We start from the raw sequence: 14,229 nt of genomic DNA, 5'->3' as shown, positions 1-14,229 counted from the left end.
TAATAGCACTCAGCTTTGTTATGGGCATTTCGTAGTTTCTCCTAATGCGCTGGCTAGTTGTTCTAGGTTTCCATCGCTGAAACCATTCACTCCGTCAGGATGAATTATACGAGCATGGTTAGGGAATTTTTGAGTCGGATCGCCTATCACGTCAAATCCAGCCTCTCTAATAGCATCTGTAGTTCCGGAGGCAACCCTACCCGCTGCACGCTGAAGGCCGCTGGCTTTCGGGAACGCTTCTCGCATTTGTTTTGATGCTGCGCATGGGCAACAACTATGAAGTACAGATATTCCTGGTGGCAATAAATTTTTCTCGGCTTCTTTCAGTCGAAGATTATCTATTGAATTTCCCCCGATGCGATGGACGGGTGTTTTGGTTGGCAATGATTTTTTGGTTAAACCATAAGGGTCAATCCAACCTGTGGGATTAGTTACATAGCTATAGAAATTTATTCCTCCAGCCGCGCCGATCGGATCCATCCCGACAAATCGCCCGACTTGCGGATCATAGTACCTGTAACGGTTATAATGCAGCCCCGTCTCAACATCCCAATACTGCCCCTGAAAGCGTAGCGGATTACGAATCTCCGCCCACTTCGCCTCGTCACTCCGCTGCTCCTCCGCCAAACCCCAGGCCTTGTACCTCCCGCTCCAGGCAATCTCCCCATCTTCACCGGTCAACTCCATCGGTGTCCCCAGCTGATCGCACTGGTACCAAGCCATCGCATCAAACGCTTTCGGCATCGGCTTATGCAGCCACACCGGATCCTTGTCGATGTCATACGGGAACACATACACCGGCTGGCGCAACAACTCGACAACATGGTTGGACACTGCCTGCGCCACCGGCACAAAGGTCCCGGGCTCGAACACATAGTGAGTGGTGTGGCCTTTGCCTTCCCGGTCCCGGCACTCGAATGCCAGCGTGTCGCCTTCCCACACATACCAGGTGTACCCACAACCCAACTCTTCATCCCGCTGCCGCCGGGCATTCTGGTTCCACACCGGGCCGGCCTGCGGTCGGTCGCGGTACTTGGCGCGTGAGTGCTTGTACAACCGCCGCCCGAGCGCGTCGTAGGCAAAGGTGACAATCAGTCGGTCATCCTCGTACCGCCGCAGGCGGTTGTAGAGGTCCCAGTCAAAGTGGCCTTTCTTGCTGCCCGTGGTGCGCTCCGCCAGGTTGCCGCGTTCGTCATAGCGGTATTGCGTGCCGCAGTAGCTGCGCAGTACGTTGTCGTTGATCCGCCGGGGTGAGTGTGGGTTGGGGCCGGGCGGGGCTTGTGGGTCGAGCAGGTTGCTCGCCGGGTCGAAGGCGAAGAGCTCTTTCTTGTCGAAATCGCCCGCTTCCAGCAGGCGGCCGACCGGGTCGTAACGGTAATAGGTGTCACCACGGTTCAGGTCATCCACGCGGGTTAGCTGGCCGCTGAGGTCGTACTCGTAGTCGCGCACCGCGATGCGCCGGGTGGCGCCGCGTCGGGCCAGGGTCTGCTGCTGCAACTGGCCATTCGGGGTCCAGGTCTGGCGTTGAACCAGGCCGTTGCCTTGCTCGCGGCCAATTTCCCGATGCAGGTCGTCGCGCTGGTAGCTGAGCAGTTCGTGCTCGTCGAGCTTGAGGCTGAGCAAGTGGCCGCTGCCATAGGTGAGCCAACTGACCCGGTGGCCATCAGGGCGGGTGGTCGCGATGCGCAGGTTGAGGGCGTCGTACTCATGCTTGAAGACAGCGACCTTCGCTTCCTTCATGTACTTGAAGTGCTGGTGCTCGCGGGTGTTGTTGCCCGCCAGGTCGTAGAACCACTGCAGCTTGCAGGCCTCGTTCTCGGCAAGTAGCAGGTTGCCGTTGCCGTCGTAGGCGAAGGTTTCGCTTTCCCACTCCTTGCCACCGCGCTGGCCTGCATGGCTTTTCACCAGGCGGCCCATGGCGTCGTATTCGAAGCGGGTGATGCGGTCGCCATCGATGCGGCGGGTGGGCTGGTTGCTGCTTTGATCGTAGAGGTAATCGGTGACCTGCTTGTCGAAGCCGGTCTCCATGATCAATCGCCCGGCCGGGTCGTACTTGAAGCTGGCCTCGCTGTTGTTCTCGTTGCGCAGGCGCAGCAACTGGCCGAGCTTGTTCCAGTGGTAGGTGAGGGTGCTGTCGTCGGGGTTGTGGCGTTGGCGAATCAGGCCGGCCTCGTTGTAGGCCCAGGCGGTACGACGGTTCAACGCGTCGGTATAGCTGAGCAGGCGGCCTTCGGCATCGTGTTCGAAGCGGTCCTGGGTCTTGTCGGGGTATACCAGGCGGGTCAGTTGACCGGCCTGGTACTGATACTCGGTGGTTTCCCCCGCTGCGTTGATCGCCTTGCTCAGTTGCCCGAGCCCGTCGTACTTCCACAGCGTGGTCTTGCCCGAGCAATCGGTGTAGCTGGCCAGCTGGCCGTCGCGGGTGTAGCCGAGCTTCTTCTCGCCACCGTTGGCGTCGATGATGGAGATGGGCAGGTTATCGCTGTTGTAGGTGTACTGGGTCTTGTTCTCCAGCGGGTCGAGCGTTTCGATGATGTTGCCGCGCTGGTCGTAGTCGTACTTCCACAGGCCGCCCTCGGCGTCGCGGGTCTTGAAGCGCTGGTCGAGGTCGTCATAGGCGTGGTGCACCGCGGAGCCATCGGGGCGGGTGTGCTGCAGCAAGTTGCTGCGCTCGTCGTAGACATAGCGGTCGATACTGCCGTCGGTGTGCACATGCTGGATGACGTTCTTGGCATCGTCGCGGAACAGCCACTCTTCGTTGCTGTCCGGGTAGATGATGCGGTAGGTGTAGCCGAGGTAGTCGTAGTAGTGGCGGGTTTCCTGGCCAAGCGCATCTGTGACGGTGGTCAGGCGGATATGCTTGTTCCATTTCAGGCGCGTGTCGAAGCTGCCGTCATCCGCCCATTCGCGCACGGCTTTCGCGTCCGGGCCTTCGCCCTGCCATTCAAGGCTGGTACCCCGCCCGGTGCGGTCGGTGTAGCGCGTGACCAGGTGGTGCTGGTACTGGTAGGTCCACTGCGCCCCGTGTTCATCGCGTGCCGCGCGAAGGTCGCCCTGGTCGTCATGGTCGTAGCTGGCCAGCTGTCGGGTTTGCCGGCCGTCCCGCATCAGCCAGAGTGCCTTGATGCGCCCATGTTCATCGAGCTGGGTATGCACATGCTGGTGCTGGTCTTCATCCTGGTAGGTGACCAGGTCGGAGAGCACTGCCTTGCCGGCATGCTGGTGCTCGTAATGCAGCGCGATGCGCGCGCCGCCGCGCCGGATGATGCCGACCAGGCGGAAGTGATCGCCGACGCGCTGGTAGTGTTCCTGGCGCTGGTGGCCGTGCGCCAGGCTCAGGTGGTTTTCGTCGACCCGGATGAGTACCGTCTTCTCTACCGGGTCGTAATGCGGCTTGCCAACCTTGGGCAGGGCGTAGCTGTGGGTGCGGCCATCGTCGGCGTGGTACAGCACACCCTCGTCAACCACATCGAAGCGCATCGAGAATGGCGTGATCCAGCGGGCACCGAACTCGCTGTCATCGTAGGCGTCCAGGCTGGAACGGTAGGTGCGTGCCCAGGCGACAGGAAACACGCCTGGCAGGTTGAAGTCGACATGCACCAGGGTTTCGGTACCGCGTGCATAGCTGATGCTCTTGCTGGTGCCGGGGCAGGTGCCGTTCAGGTCGCAGCGTGGGTCGTTTTTAGGTCGGGCCTCGTTGCGGGTGGCTTCCACGCGGCTTTCGGTGCCCTTGTCCTTTGCCACACCCGAGCCGTGCGCCGGGGTATTGGCCGATACCCGGCGCGCGGGTTTGCGCTTGCGCAGGCCTGCGTTGAGCTGGGCGAGGAGCCAGGCAATGCTGTTTTGCGTGGCCGGGTTGGCCAGGGCGGTCAGCATCTGCCGGATCAGCTGGGCCAGGCCCCTGAGCACATTGGTGTGTGGCTGGACGAGCTTCAAGACCCAGCCAGTGTTGCCCGCTGCAGCTTTGTACCCCTCGGTCGCACCGTACTGAACCGCACCAGCGGTGGCGCTGATGACCGCTTCGGCCCGGGTCAGCAGGTCCCAGAGGGACGGTTCTTCGATGGGGGCGTAGATTGCCTTGGCGCTGTTGATGATCGCCTTGCGCTGCTGGGTAGTGTCGATCTCGCCCTTGGCGATGCGCTCGATGGCATCCGCCAGGCTGTTGAGTGTCTGGAAGCCGGTGTTGGCGGCATTGTTCAAGATGCCAGGCAGTTCGGTTTCGGCCCGCTCGACGAAGGTTTCGATTTCGCCCATCAGCGTGGCACTGAGGTGGCCGACCATGATGTTCATGACGGCTTGGGCAAAGTCACCTTTGTTTTTTTTCAGTTGCTGTCGGGCCAGGAACAGCACCGGGCGCAACGTCATCCGTGCGGCTGCCATGGTCGGCGGGACGGGTACTACGCCGATCAGGTTGATGCCCAGGCTTACCCAGTCCAGCGGGTCATTCGAGCCGGTCTTGACCAGATGGATGATGTCGCCCAAGGCGTCGAACAAGGCGACGATGTTGCCCACCACCGGCACTGCACCGGCCCAGGCCTTGACGGTGGCCAGGTCGATGGTGTTGCCGCTGAGTTCCAGCAGCCAGGCGTTTACCGTGGCTTCACCCTGGGCGATATCCTGAGCGACCAGGTTGTTCAACGGGACCAGTGCGATTTCGCGTTCTTCGATTTCTTTCTTTTCTTGTGGGGTCATCGTTTCAATTCCCTTCCCGGATGAGTGAGGTAGCCAAGGCACTGGCAGTGCCAAGCCGGGAAGGGGGAGGTGCCGAGGGGGCGATGGCGTCGAGCGGGGCCTTGAACGCTTGTGCCGCATGCTTCGCGAGGTTTTCGGTGCCTTGCAGGGCGGAAGGTAGCGTCAGCGCTGCAGCCGGGCCTGAAAAGTCCTTACTCAGGTTGCCGAAGTAGCTGCCGGCTACCCATGGGTCGGCTGGGTCTTTCTCGAAATCAACGGCAGTGGGGCCCGGGCTTACAGCTGCTACCGCCGCAAAGCCTTGTTCGTCCAGCGTGCCTTTGAGGACCTGGCCCAGCGCGTCCTCTACCTGGTACCCGGAGCCTTTCAAGGGGCGGTTGTTGGCATAGTTGCGGAAAAGGTCGAGGTTGCCTTTGTCGGTTTTGGGAGCGTCCGGGAACGTGGCCGTCTGGCTTTGTGCACTTTTGTAGAAGAAGCCGGTCGCGTGCGCGGTGTACTGGCCAGCGGTGGCATGCAGGATTCCCCCTGCGGTGTAGGTGGTACTGCTGCCGCCCCCCTGGATGACCAGTTCTTCCTTGGCGCTGAGGGTGATGCGTTCGGCGGTGACGCTGACCTTGAGCTTGGCCAGCAGGTTGATGTTGTCCTTGAGCGCCTTCAGGTCGATGTCGCCGGTGGCCGCGACCAGTCGCCAGCCCATGCTCTGGACGAACTGGCGTACCCCTCGGCTGGCACTGATCAGCAGGCGCTTGCCGATGGCCAGGCTGGTGTGGCCACCCGTGCTCAGGCCCAGATGTTCGCCGCTGGCGATATGGGTGGATTCCGGGGTGGTGGTCGCAATGCCGGTCGGGCTGGCGAGCACCAGCTGCGGGTCGGCCAGTTCCGGAAACCGGTTGGCTTCAGGGTTGCCACCGTAGCCGCAGATGGCGTCGTGCTGTGCCTTGAGCGCTTCACCGACCTCATCCTGATCGCCACCTTCCTGGGCCAGGTGGTCGCGGGCGACCCTGGCGAAGGTGGTGTGGTACTGCTGTGCGGTCTGCAGGCGTTCGGCGGTTTCGGCCAGGTCGGTGTGGTGCTGGACGGCGCGGGCGCGCAGCTCGGTGGTCAGCAGCAGGCCGCCGCCTGCGCGGATCACCCCGTGGGTATCGGTGCGCAGCTCGAAACCTTGCCCACGGGGCTGGCCACCGAAGTGACGCGGATGGGTCAGGTAACCCAGGTGCAGCGCGGTGTGGTCGTGGTCACTCATCAGCGCCGCGCTGATCTGCCCGGTGGTGTCGTCCAGGCGTAGTTCGTTATGCCGCTTGCCTTGGTGCTCCTTGCTGCGGATCGGACTCAACGCCTTGAACTCGGGCAGGCGATACGGCGGGCGGTTGACGATGTGGTAGCTACGCCCGGTGATCATCGGTTGGTCAGGGTCGCCGTCGAGGAAACTGACCACCACTTCCTGGCCAATGCGGGGTATGGCCATATGGCCCCAGGTGGCACCGGCCCAGGCCTGGGTCACCCGCACCCAGCAGGAGCTCTTGTCGTCGTCCTGGCCCAGGCGGTCCCAGGGGAACTGCACGCGCACGCGGCCGTGCTCGTCGCAGTAGATTTCCTCGCCGGGCGGGCCGACCACCTTGGCCATCTGCGGGCCGTCGATCACGGGCTTGGGGCAAGCAGGGGCATGCCATTCGACCCGGGCTGGAATCAAGGTGGCGGTGAGGGTGTAGGATGTGCCGACTTCGGCTTCGGCAGCATCCTCTTCCAGCGCTGTGAACTGGTGCCCCTTGTGCGTGATCTGCATCGGCCGCCAGAGGATGTTCATGTCCTCACGGGCATGGCCGGCCAGCTGGAAGGCAATGCCCGGCTGCAGGCGCGCGTCGTCACCTTTGACCTGGGCCACCCGGGCATCGCCGAACAAGGCGTTGATACGGGTCTGGGTAAACGGCTTGCCGGCGTTGTCGTGCTTGTAGCGGCCGGGGTAGTCGTAGCGCTCGTACTCGTTGCCCTGGTTGCCCATGTCCCTGGGGTACAGGGTGTGTTCCAGGTTGTAGCGCGGGTGGGTGAAGGTGTAGTCGCGCTGGACCTGGATACTGGTGCGTACCTGCTCGCGATAGCGGAAGTCATGCAGGCAGGGCTGGCGCGCCGTGCCACCCCGGTTGGCCACGTACAACACCGGGTCGCCTTCCAGGCTGCCGAACTGGCTGATCTGGTCCGCCTGGACCACGCCATGGCTGCCTTGGCTGTGCTCGAAGACCGAGATCAGGCCTTCTTCTGCCGATAGCCGCCAGAAGAAATCCAGGTCCAGATCACCGGCCTGTACGCAGAACTCACGCGTCTGGTGCGGGTTGACCAGGTACTGGGTCAGCGTTCCCCATCGGCGCTCGCGGAACAGTTCTTCGAGCAACTGCGGCACGGGGCGGTGCTGGAAGATGCGCCAGTCCGACTGCAGGCCGGCGCGGGCCAGCTGCGGTTCGACAATGGCGCGGTAGCGGGTGCGGCGGTGGCCGGTCTTGCCCTGTTCGAAGCTGCTGATCAGGCCATGCACGTGACGCACCGGTTGCTCCTGCTGCCAGATGGTCAGCAGCGCGGGGTGGTCGAGCAGAGTGGCGAAGTCGGCATCGTCGGCGAAACTCACCAGTTCGACTTCCAGGCGATACAACTGGCTGACGCCTTCGGTCAGCTCGAATGACACGACATCAAACTGAATGGCTTCGTCGGCTGGGGTGCTGAAGGTAAAGCGCACATCATTCAGGTTGCTCATGCGTACTCCTGCGGTTCGTCCCATCGGGCAGGTTCATGAAACCGGACGCGTCATAGGACGCGAGGCATTAGTTGTGCTCACGACCGTAATGAGGAATCCGTTCCTGGTCGTGAAAGTTGCTTCCTACAAACTTGTAGGAAGTTTCGCTAAATGCAGGATCTATCTTGTTTCGGGCAAAGTTTTACTTGCTGCGCCCATCGGCACAGTGACTGTTGCGTCATGTCAGTTCGAGGTTGTCGAGTTCATGGCTGCAGCATCGCCTGCAGTGATGCCAATACTTGCTGGGTAATGCTGTCAAGTTTGGTGGCGAAGTAGAAATACAGGCCTGTGCAGAACACGCCCATCACGGCCCAGGGCGTCCACCAGGGCAGTTGGCGGCTCATGCGGTAATGCCGGGGCGCGACATTGGCCAGCGGGTCGGTCAGGGGTTGCGATTCGGCTTCGGGGCCATGCAGTTCAACGATCCGGTCATGGACCCGCTTGAGCCAGGCGGCCAGTTGCTCATCGCCATTGGTCTGGTTGGCGTACTTGCCGCGGTAGCCCAGTGCCAGGCACCAGAACAGGAACACAAACAGGTCGTAGCGCTGTTCGGGGGCGTCCAGCAAGCGTTCGAGCACGCTGAAGAATTTCTCGCCACCCCAGGTTTCCTGATGGATGGCGCTGAGCAAGGACTGGGCCTTCCAGGACGAGTCGCGCCCCCAGGAGGTGGTCATCACGGCTTCATCGACCACGCAACACAAGCAGTAGGAAAACACCACGCGGTCGCCTTCGTCACAGTGTTCAAGCTGGCGTACCTGCTCGACCATGCCGTGGATCATGTTCTTGACGTGGGCATGCAACTGCTCGACGTGGTCATAGTGTTCGGTGCCTTCCAGGCGGATGATCAGGCCGAACAGGGGAGAGGCGATGTCGAAGAGGGGGAATGTGGTGTTCGAGCGGGTGTCGAACCCCAGCGCGTCGACATGGGGGAACAGTTCGCTGAGTGGGGGAGCGGCGCGGGCGTCTACCCGGGTGTTCTCGAAGTCTTTCTCGGGCGCGTTGTTCATGCTCGGACCTCCTGGTCACATCACCGGCTGCCGCCCGGTCCGGGCGGGCCATAGCTGGCGGGTTGCGTTGGCGGTGTTGATGATCTGCAGTTGATGGAATGAGTTGCTGTTGGCGTACAACGTCATGAAGTGGGACAGCACGTTGCCGAACAGCTGCACCTCACCCTCGCATTCGAAGCCGGCAGGGTCGATGTGCAGGGTGGTGCGCATGCCCCGAACCGGCACGCCCTTGACCAGCCAATCGCAGGGCTCGTTGTCCACCTGTCTGATGGCGTCGAGGCGCTGGGTGGTATTGCGCTCCTGCTGCAGGTCATGGGCGGCGACAAAGTCGTAAACCCGCAGTACCGCGGCAAGGGTTGCAGGAGAAGACAGCGACAGGTTGTTCAGCGCAAGGTTGGAGACCAGCGCCCAGTGGCGCTCACCTTGGCCACCGCTCTGCAGCATCGGCGGGTAGCTGCGGGTGGGGCGGGTGAGGTTGCGATAGGTGACGAACGAGGGGGTGTCCTGGGTGGTCACATCGATTTCGCCAACCCTGAGCTGCTGCGCAAGGGGCCCGTTGCTGCAGGTAAGGTCGATGTTCAGTTCTTCGTGCAGGCCAAGGTAGGGCGCAAGGTTGTGATGCACCAGGCGTATCCTGTGTTGCACCTTGTCATTGACGGGTTCCTGCTCGATGTCCAGCTTGTAGTAGCGGGCGGGCGTCGGCTCGGCCAACGGGAAGTCGCGGTCCAGGGCCTCGAAGGGTTTGAAGTCCTGTACGTGATCGCTGGATTTCTGGCGTTGGCTGCTGACCCGATCAATGCTGAAAATTTCACCTTTCTTGCCGCCCTGGCGCCCCATTCGCACGGTTTCACACAGCGCCTGCCCATTCAACGGGATGGGCTCTGCCGTACAACTGAACAGGTTGATGGCAGGGATGCAGTTGAGCAGGATCGTTGTCTGGTCGATCTGTATGTCGGGCGGGAGGGGCGCACTGAAACCGAACTCCAGCTGGATATGAACGGCGGCCTCGTCAGGCCAGTAGCTGCCTAGCCCGTCGATGCGAAACCCATGAAAGCGCTCCGGGAAGCAGAAGAATTCGTGCAGGATGCGGTAGCCATCCATCTGCTCGCCGGGGCTGGGCAGCAGCGCTTCATTTGCCTCGAAACCGACGAAGGCCACTGAGGGGGGGAGCGCAAAGCGGTGCTGGCCGATATGCAGATCAAGCTTGCTCAGGTGCTGCGCCAGCCACTGGTAGAGGGTGAGTGCATTGCGTTTACTGCCAGCCAGATGAAACCGCAGCTGGTCGCACTTCATCTGCCGCAGCGGCTGCTCGGACAAGGCGCCCAGGTCGATGCGCACTACCGGTGCTTCGGCACTGGGTTGCGTGGTGATGCTGCGAATTTCCAGCGGCGCGATAGCCAGGTCCGCGCAGGTGCGGAACTCGCAGCTCACGCCGTCAACGGCTCGGGAGAACACAGGGGTGCCTTTGGGCAGCACCTGGGTCTCGCTCAGCGCGTGGTCGACAGGCTGGAACTGCATCAGTGTCATGCTCGGCAGCGGGCGCAGAAAATTGGGGTAGAGCAGCTGCAGCAACGGGTGGGTCAGCTCGGGCAGATGGTCTTCGATCTTCATGACCAGGCGAGCGGTCAGGAAGGCGAAGTGTTCCATCAGGTACTCGCTGGCCGGGTCCGAGGCGGTGCGACCGAGGACAGGCGCCAGACGCGGGTCGTCCTCGACAAAGTCGTCACCCAGTTCCCGTAGGGTCTGCTGCTCCTGCATGAACCAGTCTTTGAACTTCATGTTTATCGCGTTGGACGCTCTATCTGGTGGCATGTGCCGGGGTTGATGAAAAGTGCGCATGGCTTATTTGTAGGAAAGTTCCCACAAGTTTCTGGGCTGTTAACTTTCCTGAAGCAAGTGCTTTTTATTTCATAATTCAGGTAAGTCGCCGGCGTCTGCAAGAAAAGTGTTAGCTGGTATTTCTTGCTTGATATCATTGAATAGTGTTTTTCAATGCTGCTACTGTTTTTGCCAGTGTGCACTGTGAGGTGCCTTAAATCATTCGGATATGCAGTCGGTAAGGTTTGCCGCTATGAAAGTGAACAAGGACAGTCTGCTGCGCGGTGTATTGCTGGTGCAGCGTCAGGCAATGCCGGTAGTTGTTGGTGTGGTACTGCTCGGCGTTGCTGCCGCAGTGGTCTGGCTATGGTGGTTGGGGCCTGAATGGCGTTGGCGTGAGCAGCAACCGTTGGTTGACCTGCCGGTGCGGATTGCGGCAACCGTGCTGCTGGTGATGCTGCCATTGCTGGCATGGAGCGCGTGGGTGCATCGGCGCAACCGCTCGATCGTACGCGAACAGAAACGGCAGCGGCGCGAAGTGGAAGACCCGTGCCTGGTGTATCTGCAGGCCCAGCAGCGCTCCCTCGACAGCAGCCTGGCCCGCTTGCGCGACAGCCAAGGTGGCCGCGGGCACCGTTACGATGTGCCGTGGTACCTCATCCTTGGCGAACAGAATGCGGGCAAGTCGAGCTTCGTCAGCCGTTCGGATCAGCGTTTTGCACTCGCCCGCACCGATGGCGCCACCCAGCGGGCCAGCACGGATCCGGACCTGGCTTTTGGCATCGACTGGTGGGTAGGTGACGACGCGGTGCTGATCGATCCGCCGGGCGAGTTCATCAGCCAGCCTGAGCGCCCGGCGCGTGTGGTCAAGCCCATCAAGGAGGAGGGGGGCGATAACAACACGCTGCCAGCAGTGCAGGAGGCTGCACTGACGGCGAGAGCACCGGCCGAGCCCACAGGCCTGCCGGCGAGCGTCGAGCAACGCCTGTGGCGGCACATGATTGGCTGGCTTGCCCAGAACCGCAGCCGACGGCCACTCAATGGCGTGGTCTTGCTGGTGGATATGGTCAACCTGTTCGGGCGATCGGCGAAGGCGCGACGTGACCTGGCCTTCATGCTGCGCGCGCGCCTGACGGAGCTGGGCGGTGAGTTGGGTACGCGCTTGCCGCTGTACGTGGTGATGAGCAAGTTCGACTTGCTGGACGGTTTCGAGGAACTGTTCGCCGCGCTCCCGGCCCGTGAGCGGGAAGAGGTGCAGGGCTTTACCTTCACGTTGGGTTCGGTAAAGGACTTCGATGCCTGGCTGCAGGAGCTGGAGGGAGCCTATCAGGGCTTCCTGGGGCGCCTCGGCAGGCAACTGATGAGCGCTACCGTGGGCGCGCCTGGCACCACGGGCAAGAGCGCCTGCTCGCTGCTTCGGGAGCTGAGCGGGGCGCAGGAGATGTTGCTGAATTTCCTTGGTGATGTACTGGTCAGTGACCGCTACAGCACCCCACCCCTGGTGCGTGGCCTGTACTTTTCCTCGGTCTACCAGCGAGGCGAAGTGCGCAACCTGCTGGCGGATGCTTCTGCCCGCGCCTTTGCCTTCGCTGCCCCGGCTTTGTCGACCAAGCCGCAAGGCACCTCCGTGGTGTATTTCGCGCAGCGGCTGTTGCAACGCGTGGTCTACCCCGAGGCCGGCCTGGCGGGCGACAACCGCAAGGTCGCCCGGCGCAAGGGCCGCCTGTTGAAGGGCGGCGCCGTGGCGGCGAGTGTGTGCGGGTTGGCCATGGCCGGTGGTTGGGCGTACTTCTACAGCGTCAACCGTGACAAGGCGGAGCAGGTGCTGGAGAAAAGCCTTGCGTTCAGCAATACCAGCACGGACGCCAAGGATGATTTGACCGGGCGCAGCCTGCTGCTGCCGTTGAATGAGATCCGTGATGCCGTGAGCCTGTACGGCGATTATCGCTCTGGTTGGAGCGTGTTCACGGATATGGGGCTGTACCAGGGCAAAGCCATTGGCCCGCAAGTGGACCAGGCGTACCTGAATGCCCTGGCCCAGCGCTTTCTACCGGTGATTGCGGGCGGCGTGGCAGCGTCTGTCATGCAAGCTGCCCCCGGTAGCGACGAGCAGTTGGCGGCATTGCGCGTGTATCGCATGATCGAGGATCGTGGTAATCGTCGGGCGGAGATGGTCGAGCAATGGATGGCTCGCGAGTGGCAAAGAGCGTATCCGGGCCAGGGCCAGCTGCAGGCCGCGCTGATGCGCCACCTCAGGTACGCTTTGGCCTACGCAGATGTCGAGCTGCCGGAGTATCGGAAGGTCGTTGCCCAAGCGCAGCAGCAGTTGCGCAAGTTGCCGCTGGCCGAGCGTGTCTACATCGGCTTGAGGCAGCAGGCTCGGGAGCAATTGCACGGTGAGCTGGATTTGCGCAACGAGATCGGCCCAGCGTTCGATATCGTCTACAGGCCACTGGCCGAGCGCGATCACCAGGCGACCGTCGACGCCAATTTGTCCCTGCCACCTTTGCTGACGGCGACGGGCTTTCGCGACTATTTCGACCAGCATAGCCAGAACGTGGCCGACCTCGCCCTGGTCGACCAGTGGGTGCTAGGGGAGCGGCGTAGCCTCGACTACTCCGACATGGACCGCCAGGCCCTGGCGGAGCGTCTGCGAGCCCTGTACAGCGCCGACTACATCGACAGTTGGCGGCGTGTGCTGAACCAGTTTTCGGTTGCCGAATTCAGCGATCTTGCGCATGCCTTGGGTGTTCTGGAACAAGTCAGCGGCCCGGCAGCGCCAATACGCCGGCTGCTGGAAACCGTGCGCAGCAATACGCTGATCTATCCGCAGGCCGCGGACAGCGAGAAGGAATCGAACGCCGATCCGCAGGTTCGCATGCAGGCCATGGGCATCTATCGGTCTTTCGCGGGGCTTTCGGGGATGCTCGACGTGCGGGGTGACAAACCGTCCTACCATGACGAAACACTCCAGGCGATCAGCGCTGTACATGACTACCTGAAGGCGGTGCAGGACAGCCCTGACCGGGGCAAGGCCGCCCTGGCGCTAGTGTTGAGCCGTTTTTCGGAAACGGCGCCCGACCCCATTCGCAACCTTCAGCGCATTGCCACGGGCCTGCCGGAACCCCTCAATCGGCATGTTCGCCAGCTGGCGGAGCAGACTTCGCAGGTGTTGATGGTCATGGCGTTACGGGAGCTGGAGCAGCGTTGGGATGCCGAGGTTTACAGCGTCTACCAGGAGCGACTGGCCTCACGCTATCCCATCGACCCGGCCGGGCCGGATGTGTCGCTCAAGGATTTTGAAGCCTTCTTTGGCCCGCAAGGCCAGCTCAAGCGCTTCCAGGACCAGTACCTTGCGGTGTTTCTCGAAGACAACCTCGATGCGCTGTACTCCCGTGCGGATGAAGGTTACCTGGTCCGCCCCGAAGTCATGGTGCAGCTCAAGCAGGCTGAAGCCATACGCAACGCGTTTTTCGACAATCGCGGGGAGCTGAACGTGAGCTTTGGCCTGGAGCCTTTGGCGATCAGCGGTGGCTTGCGCGGCAGCGTCTTCGACCTGGATGGGCAGCTGCATGCGTTTGCGGACCGGGGCAAGGAGCCGATCGGCATGACCTGGCCGGGCCCTGCCGGGGAGAGTGGGCATAGCCGTGTCACCCTGGTGCAGGTTGCGGGTACCACTGTCAGCCTGGGCTATCACGGCCCCTGGTCGCTCTACCGCCTGCTCAGCCGCGGTGGGCTGAATGCCCGTACATCCACCAGTATCGATCTCGCTTTCATGATTGCCGGCGATACGGCGCGCTACAAGGTTCACACCCCGGGCGCAAACAACCCCTTCACCCGCCAGCTCTTTGCAGGGTTCGCCCTGCCGCAGCGGTTGTTGCGTGACGGCACGGCCAGCGAAGTGGCCGGGCGATAGGGCACGGCGCAGGCCAC

General features: G+C 62.1%; 5 protein-coding genes. 1 reads left to right on the top strand and 4 read right to left on the bottom strand.

The annotated features are described in order from the left end of the window. Nucleotides 1-18: 18 nt before the first annotated feature. The 4 genes from WM94_RS16365 to tssF form a co-directional block, all read right to left on the bottom strand. Complete coding sequence (locus WM94_RS16365) at nucleotides 19-4,692, bottom strand: RHS repeat-associated core domain-containing protein (protein ID WP_177342397.1); 4,674 nt, start codon at nucleotides 4,690-4,692, stop codon at nucleotides 19-21. 4 nt (nucleotides 4,693-4,696) lie between these two features. Continuing rightward, nucleotides 4,697-7,432, bottom strand: a complete 2,736-nt coding sequence (locus WM94_RS16360) for a type VI secretion system Vgr family protein (protein ID WP_061551698.1) — start codon at nucleotides 7,430-7,432, stop codon at nucleotides 4,697-4,699. A 242-nt stretch (nucleotides 7,433-7,674) separates the two neighbouring features. Then, nucleotides 7,675-8,478, bottom strand: a complete 804-nt coding sequence (icmH, locus tag WM94_RS16355) for a type IVB secretion system protein IcmH/DotU (RefSeq protein ID WP_061551697.1) — start codon at nucleotides 8,476-8,478, stop codon at nucleotides 7,675-7,677. A gap of 15 nt (nucleotides 8,479-8,493) precedes the next feature. Continuing rightward, nucleotides 8,494-10,257 (bottom strand): type VI secretion system baseplate subunit TssF, encoded by a 1,764-nt coding sequence (tssF, locus tag WM94_RS16350; RefSeq protein ID WP_061551696.1) that lies wholly within the window; start codon nucleotides 10,255-10,257, stop codon nucleotides 8,494-8,496. 292 nt (nucleotides 10,258-10,549) lie between these two features. Here tssF and tssM point away from each other — a divergent pair, with 292 nt between their 5' ends. Next, a complete protein-coding gene (gene tssM, locus WM94_RS16345; protein ID WP_061551695.1) occupies nucleotides 10,550-14,212 on the top strand; it encodes a type VI secretion system membrane subunit TssM in 3,663 nt (1,220 codons plus the stop codon). Nucleotides 14,213-14,229: the final 17 nt, after the last annotated feature.

The sequence above is a fragment of the Pseudomonas sp. ABFPK genome (assembly GCF_001586765.1).
In the GTDB taxonomy this organism is placed as follows: Bacteria; Pseudomonadota; Gammaproteobacteria; order Pseudomonadales; family Pseudomonadaceae; genus Aquipseudomonas; species Aquipseudomonas asiatica.
This window is presented reverse-complemented; position numbering and strand designations above follow the sequence as displayed.